14 protein-coding genes are annotated in these 14576 nt (G+C 67.1%); 4 read left to right on the top strand and 10 right to left on the bottom strand.

All coding sequences use genetic code 11. The features are described from left to right. Positions 1-4 precede the first annotated feature (4 nt). Positions 5-1237, bottom strand: a complete 1233-nt coding sequence (locus tag ACZ5R1_RS13690; RefSeq protein WP_464712397.1) for a thiamine pyrophosphate-dependent enzyme — start codon at positions 1235-1237, stop codon at positions 5-7. Positions 1238-1460: 223 nt separating this feature from the next. On the opposite strand from ACZ5R1_RS13690, the gene ACZ5R1_RS13685 reads away from it, so the two are divergent. Continuing rightward, positions 1461-1922, top strand: coding sequence for an Lrp/AsnC family transcriptional regulator (locus ACZ5R1_RS13685; protein WP_027597697.1), 462 nt, complete (start codon positions 1461-1463; stop codon positions 1920-1922). Positions 1923-1936: 14 nt separating this feature from the next. On the opposite strand, the gene ACZ5R1_RS13680 is transcribed toward ACZ5R1_RS13685, so the two are convergent. Together ACZ5R1_RS13680 and ACZ5R1_RS13675 are read right to left on the bottom strand one after the other, a co-directional pair. Then, on the bottom strand, positions 1937-2149 hold the full coding sequence (locus ACZ5R1_RS13680) for a hypothetical protein (RefSeq protein ID WP_007162207.1): 213 nt from the start codon (positions 2147-2149) through the stop codon (positions 1937-1939). 65 nt (positions 2150-2214) lie between these two features. Beyond that, a complete protein-coding gene (locus ACZ5R1_RS13675; RefSeq protein ID WP_007162208.1) occupies positions 2215-2622 on the bottom strand; it encodes a response regulator in 408 nt (135 codons plus the stop codon). A gap of 398 nt (positions 2623-3020) precedes the next feature. On the opposite strand from ACZ5R1_RS13675, the gene ACZ5R1_RS13670 reads away from it, so the two are divergent. After that, positions 3021-4787 (top strand): glycoside hydrolase family 5 protein, encoded by a 1767-nt coding sequence (locus ACZ5R1_RS13670; RefSeq protein WP_027597698.1) that lies wholly within the window; start codon positions 3021-3023, stop codon positions 4785-4787. Positions 4788-4849: 62 nt separating this feature from the next. Here the strand turns inward: ACZ5R1_RS13670 and ACZ5R1_RS13665 are convergent, their stop codons facing one another. From ACZ5R1_RS13665 to ACZ5R1_RS13635, 7 genes are all read right to left on the bottom strand, one after another. After that, positions 4850-5401, bottom strand: a complete 552-nt coding sequence (locus ACZ5R1_RS13665; protein WP_007162210.1) for an ATP-dependent Clp protease proteolytic subunit — start codon at positions 5399-5401, stop codon at positions 4850-4852. Positions 5402-5534: 133 nt separating this feature from the next. Continuing rightward, positions 5535-6335, bottom strand: a complete 801-nt coding sequence (locus tag ACZ5R1_RS13660; protein ID WP_007162211.1) for a universal stress protein — start codon at positions 6333-6335, stop codon at positions 5535-5537. A gap of 138 nt (positions 6336-6473) precedes the next feature. Continuing rightward, positions 6474-7625: an acyl-CoA dehydrogenase family protein gene (locus ACZ5R1_RS13655; protein WP_278388047.1), complete on the bottom strand. Its 1152-nt coding sequence runs from the start codon at positions 7623-7625 to the stop codon at positions 6474-6476. An 11-nt stretch (positions 7626-7636) separates the two neighbouring features. Next, positions 7637-8689 (bottom strand): enoyl-CoA hydratase/isomerase family protein, encoded by a 1053-nt coding sequence (locus ACZ5R1_RS13650; protein WP_027597699.1) that lies wholly within the window; start codon positions 8687-8689, stop codon positions 7637-7639. Continuing rightward, positions 8686-9582 carry a 3-hydroxyisobutyrate dehydrogenase gene (mmsB, locus tag ACZ5R1_RS13645; protein ID WP_027597700.1) on the bottom strand — a complete coding sequence of 299 codons (897 nt, stop codon included), beginning with the start codon at positions 9580-9582 and terminating at the stop codon, positions 8686-8688. Before mmsB ends, ACZ5R1_RS13650 begins: the two co-directional genes overlap by 4 nt. A gap of 13 nt (positions 9583-9595) precedes the next feature. Further along, positions 9596-11110, bottom strand: coding sequence for a CoA-acylating methylmalonate-semialdehyde dehydrogenase (locus ACZ5R1_RS13640; protein ID WP_027597701.1), 1515 nt, complete (start codon positions 11108-11110; stop codon positions 9596-9598). Beyond that, positions 11107-12849 carry an AMP-binding protein gene (locus tag ACZ5R1_RS13635; protein ID WP_464712396.1) on the bottom strand — a complete coding sequence of 581 codons (1743 nt, stop codon included), beginning with the start codon at positions 12847-12849 and terminating at the stop codon, positions 11107-11109. The genes ACZ5R1_RS13640 and ACZ5R1_RS13635 overlap by 4 nt, the downstream gene beginning before the upstream one ends. A gap of 208 nt (positions 12850-13057) precedes the next feature. Here ACZ5R1_RS13635 and ACZ5R1_RS13630 point away from each other — a divergent pair, with 208 nt between their 5' ends. Next, positions 13058-14014, top strand: a complete 957-nt coding sequence (locus tag ACZ5R1_RS13630; protein ID WP_074584520.1) for a LysR family transcriptional regulator — start codon at positions 13058-13060, stop codon at positions 14012-14014. A gap of 98 nt (positions 14015-14112) precedes the next feature. After that, on the top strand, positions 14113-14559 hold the full coding sequence (locus tag ACZ5R1_RS13625; protein WP_169742432.1) for a hypothetical protein: 447 nt from the start codon (positions 14113-14115) through the stop codon (positions 14557-14559). Positions 14560-14576: the final 17 nt, after the last annotated feature.

The raw sequence follows: 14576 nt of genomic DNA, 5'->3' as shown, positions 1-14576 counted from the left end.
GGCGTCACTTCCCGAGCTGTTGGCGTTGGCGGCGCAGGTGCGGCGGCAGGTCCTGGTAGACCTCCTCGAACATGTCGGCGGCGCTGGGGGCGAGATCGCTGGCAAAGGTGCCGTGGGCTTCGGCGGCCTTCTGGGCAGCGGCCACCTCGGCTTCCAGCTCGGCGCTCAGCGCCTGGTGCTGTTCGTCCGACCAGAGGCCACGACCGATCAGGTGTGCCTTGAGCCGGTCGATGGGATCGCCCAGGGGGAAGTGCGTCCAGTCGTCGGCGGGACGGTACTTGGATGGGTCGTCCGAGGTGGAGTGGGGGCCGGCGCGATAGGTCACCCACTCGATCAGGGTCGGCCCCAGGTTGCGCCGGGCGCGCTCGGCGGCCCAGCGCGAGGCGGCCAGCACGGCCAGGAAGTCATTGCCATCCACCCGCAGGGCGGCGATGCCATAGCCGAGGCCGCGGGTGGCCAGGGTGATGCCCTCGCCGCCGGCGATGGCCTGGAAGGTGGAAATGGCCCACTGGTTATTGACGATGTTGAGGATCACCGGCGCCCGGTAGACGTGGGCGAAGGTGAGGGCGGCGTGGAAATCGCCTTCGGCGGTGGCGCCGTCGCCGATCCAGCCCGCGGCGATGCGGGTGTCGCCCTTGATCGCCGAGGCCATGGCCCAGCCCACCGCCTGGATGTACTGGGTGCCCAGGTTGCCGGAGATGGAAAAGAAGCCGAGGTCGCGGTAGGAGTACATCACCGGCAGCTGGCGACCCTTGAGCGGATCCCGGGCGTTGGACAGCAGCTGGCAGATCATCTCGTCCAGCGGCGCCTCGCGGGCGATGAGGATGCCCTGTTGACGATAGGTGGGGAAATGCATGTCGTCCGGGCGCAAGGCCAGGGTCTGGCCGACGGCGATGGCTTCCTCGCCCAGGCACTGCATATAGAAGGACAGCTTCTTCTGCCGCTGGGCCTTGAGCATCCGCGCATCGAACAGCCGGGTCTTGAGCATGGCCCTGAGGCCCTGCAGCAGCAATTCGGGCGCTTCTTCGGTGGCCCAGGGGCCGACGGCGCGACCCTCTTCGTCGAGGATGCGGATCAGCTGGGTCGCCAGCTCGCGGGTATCCACCGGTGCCACGTCGATGGGCGGCTTTTCCGCACGGCCGGCGGGGCAGAGTTGCAGGTAGCTGAAGTCGGTGGTACGTCCCGGTCGGCCGCTGGGTTCGGGAACGTGCAAGCGCAGGGGTGGATGGTCGCTCATGGCCGCCCCTCCTGGTGGAAGAGGGTGCAGGCGGGTCGCAGGACGGGTTGGCCGTCCGGATGCGATGCAGGGTGCCACATGGTGGAGGCCTCGGCATTCTTGTTATTGGTCGCCTGAGTATAGGCCGGCATGGCTAGCCGTTTTGCCGCAATTTCAGGGTGTGCAGCCCGGCCTTTTGGTGCTATTGAACTCCGTACAAGAACAACAGTGGAGGTTTTGCACCATGGCTGGTCTGGACCGTATCGACCTGCGCATCCTCAACGCCCTGTCCGCCGATGGCCGCCTGAGCTGGCGCGATCTGGCGCAGAAGATCGGGCTGTCGCTGACCCCGACGCTACGGCGGGTCAAGCGACTGGAGGAGGAGCGTTACATCCAGGGCTATCACGCCCAGCTCGATGAAACCCGGCTGGCCGGCAGTGTCAGCGTCTTCGTGTCGGTGCGCCTGGAAAAGCAGTCCACCGACTACCTGCGCGCCTTCGAGCGGGAGATCGTCAAGGCGCCCCAGGTGATGAGCTGTTTCCAGATGACCGGGGATGCGGACTACGTATTGCGGGTGGTGGTGCAGGATCTCGCAGCCTATCAGCACTTTCTCGCCGAGACCCTGACCTGCATTCCCGGGGTGGCCAGCGTGACCTCGGCCTTTTCGCTCAAGGCCGTGCTGTTGCGACCGGCGCCGCCGCTATGAGGCGCCTGCAACGCCTAGCGGATACCGAGGGAAGTGCGGACCTGCTGCGCCTGGGTTGCGCAATAGGCGCGGTCGCGCAGGCGGGCGGTATCCAGCATCAGGGTCAGGCGACGTTCGCTGGCGGGACGACAGACTTGCACCGGCAGACCGCCATCCGGGGTCAGGGGGCCGAACAGGCAGTCGATATTGGGCAGCTGGGCGACGAACTGGTGGGTGAGGGCAAGCATTGTTGTTGTCCGAAGTACCGAGGTGGCGATGTGACACCATTCACATCGCCAGGGTTCCTCGATCTTCAGGCGCTGGGCGTAACGGAATAGGCGACGCCATTCACGGCATCGATCAATTGACCGATGGACCAGGGCTTGGGCAGGAAGCGTACCTTGCACTTGATGCTGGCGGTGGACGGCGTTTCGTAGCCGGACATGACAATAATGGGCATATCTGCCCAGCGTTGGCACACCAGATTGGCCAGTTGAGCGCCATCCATGGAGCCGGGCATGCGGATGTCCGTCAACAGGATGTCGATATTGGCGTCCTCTTTCTCCAACAGCGACAAGGCAGCATCGGCGGAGTCAGCGGCGATGATATTGAAGCCTTCGGGTTCGAGGATCTCGGTAACGAAATCCGCGACCAGTGGCTCGTCGTCCACCACCAGGATGGTGGGTCGGAAGACAGGGGTTCCCGGCTGTTCTGCGCGCATGACTGGACCTTATATACAAGACGTTGCTGAGCCTTGGATAGCAGCGATCCGGGAAAATTCCCCAGGCCATGCGCCACTAAATCTGGCGTCAGATTTCTGTCTTCCTGCCGTGATTATTTTGTCGCGTGCAGCTTTCGCACGCTGCGACGCCATGCCACGCATATTTGGTTACGTTTCCTGCAAAGGCTCTAGAGCGGTGCTTTGCGACACCCTGCGGTCGTGCATGACCACCGCCGCGGTGAAAGGTTTCAGCGACCTGGCATATGACTTGTATTGGGTAAGGCAACTGCAGGACGCAGAGTGCTTTTCTTGTCACGTCCCAGTGGCCTTACCTAAACCCAGGCTTTGCTCGTACACAAAGGACATCGACGCCACGCCTCCCAAAGCAGTATCTGTCCATGACGCCTATCCGCTCCCTCGCTACCGCCCTTCGTCGTCCGCTCGCCGCGGCCGCCACCGTTCTCGCGCTGTCCGCTGGCGTTGCCCAGGCCGAGCCTGTCAGCCTGGTCGGTCTGAATCTGTCGGGTGCGGGCTTCGCGCCCCAGGTGCTGCCCGGCATCAATGGCACCAACTACATCTTCCCGGTGGAGGCCTACTTCCAGCAGTGGAGCGCGCGGGGCGTCAAACTGATCCGTTTCCCCATCATCTGGGAGCGCCTGCAACCCAAGCTGGGCGGCCCACTGGACAGTGCCTACGTCGCCCTGGTGAACCAGACCTTCGGCTATGCGCAGAAGCACGGCATCAAGATCATCCTCGACCTGCACAACTATGCCCGCTATCGCGGTCAGGTGATCGGCACCAGCGGCGTCCCCTATGCCCGCTATCAGGAGATCATGACCCACATCGCGCGGCAGTGGAGCGGCCAGTCCTCGCTGTACGCCTACGACATCATGAACGAGCCCCACGATGCCATGGCCTACTGGCCGACCGCGGCCCAGTACGGCATCAATGGCGTGCGCGCGGTGGACAGCACCCGTCCGGTCATCGTCGAAGGCAACGGCTGGTCGAGCGCCACCCGCTGGGCCGAGTTCAACGATGCCCTGCTGGGGCTGAAGGATCCGGCCAACAACATCATCTTCTCGGCGCATTCCTACTTCGACGAGAACGCCGGCGGCAGCTACGACAAGACCGACGTCAACAAGCTCGACGCCAACTATGGCGTGACCCGGGTGAAGCCCTTCGTCGACTGGCTGAAGAAGAACGGCAAGCGCGGCTATATCGGTGAATTCGGCGTACCGGACAACAATCCGCGCTGGAACCTGCTGATGGACAACATGCTGGCCTACCTCAAGCAGAACTGCATCCCGGCCTCCTACTGGGCCGCGGGTCCGGGCTGGGGCAGCTACTTCATGTCGGTGGAGCCGATCAATGGCCAGGAGCGGCCGCAGTGGCCGACCCTGCGCAAGTACCTGGACGACAGCAGCTGCACCGCCATCGGCCCGGTCGCCAGCGGCAGCACCACCCCGGCCAACGGTGGTGGCACGGCCGGCAACAGCGGTTCGGCTGGCGGTAGCGCCGGCGCCGTGGGCAATTCCGGCAGCGGCAGCAGCGCCGGCAACACCGGAAACGCAGGCAGCAATGCAGGCGTTCAGGTGCCGCCGAGCAATGGCGCGACCGCAGGCACGGTTACCTCGGTGATCAACGACTTCACCAACTCGGACTGGCACAAGGGGGTGTTCCTCAAGAAGGCCGCCGTCTCGGTACCCGGGACCGCGGTGAATCGCGCCGCCTTCAAGGCCGGTGCCTACCTGACCACCGCGGATGGCCAGGTGCGGCGGATCTCCTCGGTGCAGGCCGGCAACAGCCTGGGGGTCTTCACCGAAGGCACGCCCTTCAACGGCAACGCCGTGGGCTATCCCAAGACCGTGACCGTGTCGCCCACCGGGGTGACCAGCGCCGCCAGCGTCAGCAGCGCCATCAACGACTTCACCAATGCCGACTGGAATCGCGGCGTCTACCGTCGCGCCGCGGCCATCTCCATCCCGGCCACCGCGGCCAATCGCTCGGCCTTCAAGCTGGGTGGCTCGGTGCGCCTGGTCAATGGCCAGATCCTCAAGATCAGCTATGTGCAGGATGGCGCCAACAACCTAGGGGTGTTCTTCGACGCCAGCCGCCTGGATGCCAGCGTCGGCTACCCCAACACCCTGGTGTCCTTCAGCCGCTGATCCCCGGGATCGGGCAGTAAAAAACCCGGTGGCCAAAGGTCACCGGGTTTTTTATTGCCTGCTCAAAGATGGATGAAGGTGGTGACCTCACCCGGCTGCACGCGGCATTCGTCGACGGCATGAATCACCCCGGTGGTCAGGGCCGCTTCCGGACTCAGCAGCCGCGCATTGGCCTTGAGGCAGCTGTGGATGTCCAGGGCCTCGGCGGCACCGGCGGTGCGCTCGGCGACGATGCGGGCATAGAGATCCAGGTCGTAGTCCAGGCACATGGCGTATTCGGCCATCCGCGCATGGTCCACCGAGTTGTTCAGATTCCAGTAGAAGGAGTGGTAGAGGAATTTGCTGTGACGACTGGCGGTACGGTGTTCGCCGGCCAGGAAGAGGATGTTGCCCATGGACTCGACGGTGCCCAGGTTGTGGGTATGCACCGGCAGCGGCAGGGACAGCAGGAAGTTGTACATCGTGAAGCCGTAGCTGCAATCGCCGCCCATGGTGGCGATCTTGAGCAGGATGCGCGAGGCGTCCTGCTGCACGGCCTGGGAGCACTGGGCGATCAGCTGGCCGCAGCTGGTGGAATTGATGGGACCGGTGAAATGGATGACATGGGTGCTCATGGGGCCTACCGACGCGCCGGGGAGCCCTACAGAGGGCAGGGCTCTATGTCTTCTGCTTCGGCGATTTTCGGGTGGGCTTGAGCGCTGGCGCCGACTCGCCGACGAAACGCCTCCGGGAGGGACTGATTGCGACTCAGCGCAGCAGCAGCATCGGCACCTCGGTCTTGTGCAGCAGCTGGGTGGTGCGACTGCCGCGCAGGAAGCGCCAGACCGAGGAGTGGCTGTAGGCGCCCATGATCAGCAGGTCGGCCCGGCGTTCGTCGAGGTGGCGGGGGACGATGCGCTCCACGTCGCCATGGGCGACGGTGGTATCGACCCGGCATCCGGCGCTGCGCAGCAGCAGGGCCAGGTCATCCAGGCGCTTGCGCAGGATCGGATCGTCTTCGCCGACGCGCAGCAGGGTGCCGCTCATGCCGGCCAGCAGCGGACTGCGCGCCAGCGCCAGGATGCCCTGGTGGGTGGCTTCCCGGCCGTCGTAGGCGATGGTGAATTGCCGCGGCGGCTTGAACGGCCCGGAGCAGATCAGGATCGGCCGGTGCACGGCGCGGACCACGGCTTCCAGCTGGCTGCCGATGCCGCTGTCCCCGGAGCGCTCGCCGCGCTTGCCGATCACCAGCAGGCGGGTGTCGGCCTCCAGGGTCTTGAGGGTATCCACCAGCCCCTCGGGGCGGCGCAGGATCTGCGGCGCCGAGGTCAGGCCCTGCTGCAGCAGGCGCTGGCGGGCATTGAGCAGCAGCGCCTTGGCCATGCCGGCGCCGACGTCATCGTCCAGATAGACCGGGGCGCCGTTGGCGACCTTCTTGCCGCTGCTGGCCGACTCCTGCACGTGCAGCAGGGTGACGGGCGCGTCCAGTCGTCGCGACAACCAGGCGGTGTGGTCGCAGACGCTTTCGGCGTGGGGAGATCCATCGATGCAGGCGAGCAGGGAGGCCATAACGGTATTCCTTGGCAAGACCGGGACCAGACACGATCCCTGTCAGGAGCGTAGCACCCGCCCAGTGCTGTCCAGATGACGCCTGGGTGTCATCTTCGGCTTTTGCTGGGCAGGTCACGGCCGTCATCCCGGACGCCCTCACATTTCGTAGCGATCGAGTTCCCGGGTGATCAGCAGGCGCTGGATTTCACTGGAGCCTTCGTAGATCTGGGTGATGCGGATGTCGCGGTAGTACTGTTCCACCGGGTAGTCCTCCAGGTAGCCGTAGCCGCCATGGATCTGGATGGCCTTGGAGCACACCCATTCGCCCGTCTCGGTGGCGAACAGCTTGGCCTGGGAAGCTTCGCTCAGGCAGGGCTGGCCCGCCGTGCGCAGCCGCGCCGCATGCAGGATCAGCAGCCGCGCGGCATTGAGGCGCGTATGCATGTCCGCCAGCATGTTGGCGATGCTCTGGTGCTGGATGATCGCCTTGTCGAACTGGATGCGCTCGCGGGCATAGCCGAGCGCCGCTTCGAAGGCCGCGCGGGCGATCCCCAGCGCCTGGGCGGCGATGCCGATGCGACCGCCTTCCAGGTTGGAGAGGGCGATGGCCAGCCCCTTGCCGCGCTCGCCCAGCAGGTTGGCCGCCGGGATACGGCAGTTGTCCAGGGTGACCGCGCAGGTGTCGGAGGCGCGCAGGCCCATCTTGTGCTCGGTGCGCTCGACGCGAAAGCCGGGGGTGTCGGTAGGCACCAGAAAGGCCGACAGGCCCTTCTTGCCCAGCTCCGGATCGGTCACCGCGAAGACGATGGCCAGGCCCGCGCGGCGACCGTTGCTGACGAATTGCTTGCTGCCATTGAGCACCCAGCTGTCGCCGTCGAGTACCGCCCGGGTGCGCAGGTTGTGCGCCTCGGAGCCGGCCTGGGGTTCGGTCAGGCAGAAGCAGCCGATGACCTTGCCGGCGGCCAGGTCGGGCAGCCAGCGATCCTGCTGTTCGGCACTACCGTAGCGCAGCAGCGGGCCACAGCCCACCGAACTGTGGATGCTCATCAGGGCGCCGAGGCTGCCGTCGCCGGCGGAGATCTCTTCCACCGCCAGGGCATAGGCGACGTAATCCAGGTAGGTGCCGCCCCATTGCTCGGGCACCACCATGCCCAGCAGGCCCAGCTCACCCAGCTGGGCGACCACGGCGTCGTCGATCCACTCGGCCTTTTCCCAGGCGCGGGCGTGGGGCGCGACCTCGCGGCGGGCGAAGTCACGCGCCAGGTCGCGGATCATGCGTTGTTCTTCGGTGAGTTCGATGTCGTGCATGGGAGCCTCCCTCAGGAATGGCGAAAATCGGCGAAAAAGGCAGCGACGCGGCGTGGATCCAGGTCCTGCCAGCGGGCCGGATTCCAGTGCGGCGTGCGGTCCTTGTCCACCAGCATGGCGCGCACCCCCTCGACGATCTCGCCCTTTTCGAACCAGCGGCGATCCAGGTGCAGCTCCAGGGCGAAGCACTGTTCCAGCGACAGCCCGCCGCCCTGGCGCAGCAACTCCAGGGCGGTGGCGACCGCCAGCGGCGAACGGGCGTCCAGGGTGGCGAGGGTCTCCTGCGCCCAGTCGCGATAGGCGGGGCGCTGCTCCGCCTCCAGGCTGGCGCGCAGCTCCTCGACGGTGGCCGCCGCGAAGTGCTCGGCGATGGCCGGGCGCAGATCGGTCAGGCGCGCGGCTTCGGCCGGCGCCGCGGCGAATTCCTGCAGCAGGGCGGCCAGGTCGGTGGGGCCCTGGGCAGTGGCTGCCTCCAGGCGCTGCAGCAGGTCGGCGTTGGCCGCTTCGGGAATGAAGACATCGGCCAGGCCGGCGGCCAGGGCATCGGCCGGACCGATCTGCACGCCGGTCAGCCCCAGATAGAGACCCAGGTGGTCGGGCAAGCGCGGCAGGAAATGGCTGGCGCCGACGTCGGGGAAATAGCCGATGGCGGTTTCCGGCATGGCCATGCGGGTGCGCTCGCTGACGATCCGCAGCCGCGCCGCTTGGACCAGGCCCATGCCGCCGCCCAGCACCAGCCCCTGGGCCAGGGCCAGCACCGGCTTGGGATAGCGGTGCAGCGCCAGGTCGAGGGCGTATTCCTCGGTGAAGAAGGTCAGGTGCAGGTCATCGCCGCGCTGGTAGCTGTCGTACAGCGCCCGGACATCGCCGCCGGCGCAGAAGGCCTTCGGCCCGTTGCCGCGGAGCACGATCACCCGCACGCCCGGGTCCTGCTCCCAGTCGCGCAGCGCCCCGTGCAGGGCGCGCACCATGTCCAGATCCAGGGCATTGAGCCCGGCCGGGCGATCGAGGGTCAGGTAGCCGACCCCGCCGCGTCTTTCCAGCAGTACCTTGGCGTCGCTCATGCACCGTCCTCGTCCAGGTAGTCCTGGATGATGGCCGAGAAATCCAGCCCGCCGCCACCCGCGCGGCTGAATCTCTGGTAGAGCTGTTGCGCCACTGCGCCGAGGACCACCGGCTGCTGTACGGCGCGCGCCGCCTCGGTGGCGAGGCCCAGGTCCTTGAGCATGAGGTCGGCGGCGAAGCCGCCCTGGTAGCCGCGCGAGGCCGGCGCCTGGGGCAGTACGTCCGGATAGGGGTTGTTGACCTCCGAACTCCAGCAGCGCCCGCTGCTGGTATTGATCACTCCGGCCAGGGTCTTGGCGTCCATGCCCAGGCGGGTGCCCAGGGCCATGGCCTCGGCCACCCCGATCATGGAGATGCCCAGCAGCAGGTTGTTGGCCACCTTGGCCACCTGGCCGTTGCCGCTGGCGCCGCAGTGCACCAGGTTGCGGCCCATGGCGGCCAATAGTGGCTGGGCGCGCTGGAAGCCGGCTTCGCTGCCGCCGACCATGAAGGTGAGGGTGCCCGCCGCGGCGCCGCCGGTGCCGCCGGAGACCGGTGCGTCCAGCAATTCCAGACCGCGCTCGGCGGCGGCGCTGGCCACCGCCCGGGCGCTGAGCGGATCGATGGTGGAGGAATCGATCAGCAGGGTGCCCGGCCGGGCCCGAGCGATCAGCCCGTCGTCGCCCAGATAAACCGTCTTCACATGGGCAGCCGCGGGCAGCATGGTGATGATCACTTCCGCGCCGCTCTCGGCGACGGCGGTGGGCGAGGCGGCGACCTCGGCGCCTTCGGCGCGCAGCGCTTCGAGGGCGGCGGTGGAAAGGTCATAGACGGTCAGCTGATGGCCGGCCTTGAGCAGGTTGCGGGCCATGGGCGCGCCCATGTTGCCCAGTCCCAGAAATCCCAGATGCATGCTGGCGTCTCCCTTACTTGAGGGTGATGGTGGTGTTGACGACCCCGGCGCTGCCGACGTCCTGCTCGTCGGGCCAGCGCGTGGTGATGGTCTTGGTCTGGGTATAGAAGAGCACCGCCTGCTTGCCATAGGGCCCCAGGTCGCCCAGCTTGGAGGCGCGCGAACCGCTGAAGGAGAACAGCGGCACCGGCACCGGGATGGGCACGTTGATGCCGACCTGGCCGACGTCGATGTCTTCCTGGAAGCGCCGCGCCGCGGCGCCGGAGCGGGTGAAAAGGGCGACGCCGTTGCCATTGGGGTTGGCGTTGATCAGGGCGATGGCCTCGTCGAGGGTGGCCGCGTGCATCACGCAGAGCACCGGTCCGAACAGCTCTTCGCGATATAGGGTCATGTCGGTGGTCACCCCGGAGAACAGCGTCGGGCCGACGAAGTTGCCCTTCTCGTAGCGCTCGACCTGGATGTTGCGACCGTCCAGCTCCAGGGTCGCGCCTTCGCTCACGCCGCGCTCGATCAGGCCGCTGACCCGGTCCAGCGCCTGGCAGGAGATCAGCGGGCCGACGTCGGTGCCGTGCTCGTGACCCGCACCCACCTTGAGGCTGCGCGCCTTGGCCACCAGGTCCGGCACCCAGCTATTGGCTTCGCCCACCAGCACCACCACCGAGACCGCCATGCAGCGCTGACCGGCCGCGCCGAAGGCGGCGCCCACCAGGTTGGCCAGCGTCTGCTCGCGGGGCGCGTCGGGCATCACCACCGCGTGATTCTTGGCGCCCATCATGCACTGGACGCGCTTGCCGGCTTCGCTGGCGCGGCGATAGACGTGGGTGCCCACGCGGGTGGAGCCGACAAAGGACAGCGCCTTGATGTCCGGATGATCGCAGAGGGCGTCCACCACCGCCGGTCCGCCATGGACCACGTTGAGCACCCCGGGCGGCACCCCGGCTTCCAGCGCCAATTCGGCCAGGCGCATGGTCACCAGCGGATCCTGCTCCGACGGCTTGAGGACAAAGGTGTTGCCGCAGGCGATGGCCATGGGAAACATCCACAGCGGAATCATCGCCGGGAAGTTGAAGGGGGTGATGCCGGCGCACACGCCCAGGGGTTGCAGCAGGGTGTAGGTGTCCACCCCGCTGGCGACATTGTTGGCCAGCTCGCCCAGCTGCAGGTTGCCGATGGCCGCGGCGTGCTCCACCACCTCCAGGCCGCGGAAGACATCGCCCTCGGCGTCGGCCAGAGTCTTGCCCTGTTCGGCGGTGAGCAGCGCGGCCAGTTCGCTCATGTGCTCGCGGATCAGCTGCTGATAGCGCAGGAAGATGCGCGCCCGGGCGCCGATGGGCGTCTTGCGCCAGGTGGCGAAGGCCGCCTTGGCACTGGCGACGGCGCGCTGCACCTCCTCGGCGGTGGCGAAGGGCACCCGCGCCAGCACCTCCTGGGTCGCAGGATTGATCACCTCGCGGCTTTCGCGGCTGGTGGAGGAGACGAACTGGCCGTCGATCAGCAGCGGCACGTCTTTGATGGCGGTCTGGGTCATGACAGGGATTCCTGAGCGGTGGCCGGGGTGGCCGGGGTGGCCGGGGCAGGGTGGGCGGCGAAGTCTTCTTCGGCGTAGTCGTGGAGGTCGGCGCTGCCGCCGGCGCGGCGCTGGGCCTCGCCGAGGCGCAATTCGATGCGGCGGATCTTGCCGGACAGCGTCTTGGGCAATTCGCTGACGAATTGCAGGCGGCGCACCCGCTTGTAGGGCGACAGGCAGCCGCGGGCGAAGCCGAGCAGCTCCTGCGCGAGTTCAGGCGAAGGCGAATGGCCGGCGGCCAGGATGACGAAGGCCTTGGGCACATTGAGGCGCAGGGGGTCGGGGCTGGGCACCACCGCCACCTCCATCACCGCCGGGTGCTCGATCAAGGCGCTCTCCAGTTCGAAGGGGCTGATGCGGTAGTCCGCCGACTTGAAGACGTCATCGGCGCGGCCGACGAAGGTGATGTAGCCCTCGACGTCACGCACCGCGGTATCGCCGGTGCGGTAATGGCCGTCGCGCATCACCTCGGCGGTCTTTTCCGGGCTGTCTTCGTAGCCCAGCATCAGCCCGGCCGGCCGTGGCTGCAGGGCCAGGGCCACCTCGCCGTCGTCGCCCGGCCGGCCATCGGCATCCAGTAGCTCGATGTGACACCCGGGCAGCGGGCGCCCCATGGAGCCCGGCTTGAGCGGCTGTCCGGGGGTGTTGCCCACCAGGGCGGTGGTTTCCGACTGGCCGAACCCATCTCTCAGGGTCAGCCCCCAGGCCGCCTGCAGGCTGTCGATGATCTCGGGATTGAGCGGTTCGCCCGCGCCGACCAGCTCGCAGAGCTGCAGGCGCTCGCGGTAGGCGGCGAGATCCTCCTGGATCAGCATCCGCCACACCGTGGGCGGCGCGCAGAGGCTGGTGACCGGATAGCGCGCCAGCACCTCCAGCAGCGCCTGGGGCTTGAAGCGCGGCACGTCATGGATGAACACGCAGGCGCCGGCGTTCCAGGGCGCGAAGACGCAACTCCAGGCATGCTTGGCCCAGCCGGGGGACGAGATGTTGAGGTGCACATCGCCCGGTTGCAGACCGATCCAATACAGGGTGGACAGGTGCCCGACCGGATAGCTGCTGTGACTGTGCAGCACCAGCTTGGGCCGCGAGGTGGTCCCCGAGGTGAAGTAGAGCAGCAGCGGATCCGTGGCGAGGGTCGGGCCATCCGGCAGGAAGTCGCTGGCACAGGCGGCCGGCGCATAGGGTTGCCAGCCGGCCACCGGCGCCCCAACGCAGATGCGGGTGAGGCCGGCATCCAGACTGGCGCAACGCTCCGTGTGGGCGCTGCCCACCACCAGGTGGGCGATCCGCCCGCGCTGCACCCGATCCTGCAGATCGGCATCGCTGAGCAGAGTGGTGGCGGGCACCACCACGGCGCCCAGCTTGAAGGCGCCAAGCAGCGTCTCCCACAGCGCCACCTCGTTGCCCAGCATCACCAGGATGCGTTCGCCGCGGCGCACACCCTGGGCGCGCAGGAAATTGGCGGTGCGATTCGACGCCTGGCGCAACTCGGCGAAGCTGTAGCGCTCTTCCCGGCCCTCGGCGTCGAGGCGCCACAGCGCCGGACCGGCATGCTCCTCGGCCAGGCGATCGAAATGGTCCAGCGCCCAGTTGAACTGTTCCAGTTGCGGCCAGCGGAAATCGCGGACGGCGGTGGCGTAGTCGGTGCGATGGCGCAGCAGGAAGTCCCGCGCTTCGCGAAAGGCGTCGCCGGCCGTCATGAGCGATACCCCGCGGCCTGCAGGGGCGGGAGGGAAGGGCAGCGTCCGGCCTGGCGCCGGGATGGGGCGTGAGGGTGGGTCATGGTGGCCTGCTCGTTATTGTTGTTGGCTAGCAGAGGTTCGCGCCATCACCGCTCGTGACGCGACCTGGTAAGCAGTATAGTTCCGGCAAAAGTCTCCTGGCTTCCGACAAAAACGCCCGACCGATATGCAAAAATCCAATAACCCGGCTGCGCGTCTCGACTGGGACGACCTCAGATTCTTTCTCGAAGTGGCGCGTACCCAGAAGGCCAGTGCGGCCGCCCGGCGGCTGGGGGTCGACTACACCACCGTGTCGCGGCGGATCGCCGCCCTGGAAAAGGCGCTGGGCGCGCTGCTGTTCGAGAAGTCGCGCAGCACCGGCTTCAGCCTCACCATGGAAGGGCAGCGTCTGCTGGTGCACGCGGAAACCCTGGAGAGCACCCTGCAGACCGCCTGCGAGCAGATCTCCGATACCCGGCTGGCGCCTTCCGGCCAGGTGCGCATCGGCGCCACCGAAGGCTTCGGTAGCTACTTCGTCGCGCCCCAGTTGAGCTTCTTCCAGGATCGCTATTCGGGCATCACCCTGGAGGTGCTGCCGGTGCCGCACTTCGTCAACCTGTCGCGCCGCGAAGCCGACATCGCCATCACCCTGGAGCGGCCCGAGCGCGGGCCCTATGTCTGCCGCAAGCTCTGCGATTACCGCCTGCGGCTCTATGCCACCGCCGACTACCTGGCCAGCCATCCACCCATCGCGCAACTGGCCGATCTGCAGCACCACCGATTCATCACCTACGTCGACGATCTCGCCTTCAGCCCCGAGCTGCTCTATCTGGAGCGGATCCTGCCCGAGGCCAGCAGCGGCCTGCGCAGCACCAGCGTGATCGCCCAGTACCAGGCGGCGCTGTGCGGGCACGCCCTGGCCATCCTGCCGTGCTTTGTCGCCGAGCCCGATCCGCGGCTGGTGGCGCTGCTGCCGGAGCAGATCCAGATCACCCGGCAATTCTGGCTCTATTACCGCGAAGACCTGCGCCGCCTGCGGCGCATCACCCTGGTGACCGACTACCTGCGCGCCTGCACCGACGCCAATCGCGACTTCCTGCTGGGTGAAACCCGCACGCCAGTGCTGGGCTGGCCGACGCCCTGAGGCCCGTCGCCGATCGGTGCGGCACCCCGGGACCCGGCTGGGGTCTCAGAGCTGTCGGTCGTCCGTCGACGGCCTCCAGTGAGCAGATGGGAACGGCAATGGAACGATATCAGGCATTGAGTCAGGCGCTGAGCAAGGCGGCCGAGCGGGAAGAAGCCTATTGGCAGGGACTGGAGCGCCGCCTGCATGAATTGCCGGACTGCTTCACCCGCTACCTGGGCCTCACCCCGGCCGATCAGGTGGATGCCGGGCTGGGCCTGGAAAAGCGCGTGGATGGCAATATCGTGCGCGAACTGGAGGTCTATGCCCGCTATGACCTCACGGTGATCGTCGATGACCTCGCCGGCACGCCCCAGACCTTCGCCATCGGCCTGTCCTTCTTCTATACCAACGACCACTTCGTGCTGAAGGAGCGCGAGGGCGAATTCTCCGTCGCCCTCGAACCCCAGGACGATCCCGACCGCTTCTGGGCCGAAGGCTGCCGCGAGATCTACGACTCCCTGGCGCGCCGCATCCGCGGCAAGACCCTGCCGGCCATCGAGTAACCCGCGGTTCGCATCCG

It is taken from the genome of Pseudomonas sp. Pso3, assembly GCF_055393275.1.
This window is presented reverse-complemented; position numbering and strand designations above follow the sequence as displayed.

Coding starts and splice junctions, on each gene's coding strand:
- ACZ5R1_RS13690 (WP_464712397.1), bottom strand. CDS start 1,237: ATGAGCGACCATCCACCCCTGCGCTTGCACGTTCCCGAACCCAGCGGC.
- ACZ5R1_RS13685 (WP_027597697.1), top strand. CDS start 1,461: ATGGCTGGTCTGGACCGTATCGACCTGCGCATCCTCAACGCCCTGTCC.
- ACZ5R1_RS13680 (WP_007162207.1), bottom strand. CDS start 2,149: ATGCTTGCCCTCACCCACCAGTTCGTCGCCCAGCTGCCCAATATCGAC.
- ACZ5R1_RS13675 (WP_007162208.1), bottom strand. CDS start 2,622: ATGCGCGCAGAACAGCCGGGAACCCCTGTCTTCCGACCCACCATCCTG.
- ACZ5R1_RS13670 (WP_027597698.1), top strand. CDS start 3,021: ATGACGCCTATCCGCTCCCTCGCTACCGCCCTTCGTCGTCCGCTCGCC.
- ACZ5R1_RS13665 (WP_007162210.1), bottom strand. CDS start 5,401: ATGAGCACCCATGTCATCCATTTCACCGGTCCCATCAATTCCACCAGC.
- ACZ5R1_RS13660 (WP_007162211.1), bottom strand. CDS start 6,335: ATGGCCTCCCTGCTCGCCTGCATCGATGGATCTCCCCACGCCGAAAGC.
- ACZ5R1_RS13655 (WP_278388047.1), bottom strand. CDS start 7,625: ATGCACGACATCGAACTCACCGAAGAACAACGCATGATCCGCGACCTG.
- ACZ5R1_RS13650 (WP_027597699.1), bottom strand. CDS start 8,689: ATGAGCGACGCCAAGGTACTGCTGGAAAGACGCGGCGGGGTCGGCTAC.
- mmsB (WP_027597700.1), bottom strand. CDS start 9,582: ATGCATCTGGGATTTCTGGGACTGGGCAACATGGGCGCGCCCATGGCC.
- ACZ5R1_RS13640 (WP_027597701.1), bottom strand. CDS start 11,110: ATGACCCAGACCGCCATCAAAGACGTGCCGCTGCTGATCGACGGCCAG.
- ACZ5R1_RS13635 (WP_464712396.1), bottom strand. CDS start 12,849: ATGACGGCCGGCGACGCCTTTCGCGAAGCGCGGGACTTCCTGCTGCGC.
- ACZ5R1_RS13630 (WP_074584520.1), top strand. CDS start 13,058: ATGCAAAAATCCAATAACCCGGCTGCGCGTCTCGACTGGGACGACCTC.
- ACZ5R1_RS13625 (WP_169742432.1), top strand. CDS start 14,113: ATGGAACGATATCAGGCATTGAGTCAGGCGCTGAGCAAGGCGGCCGAG.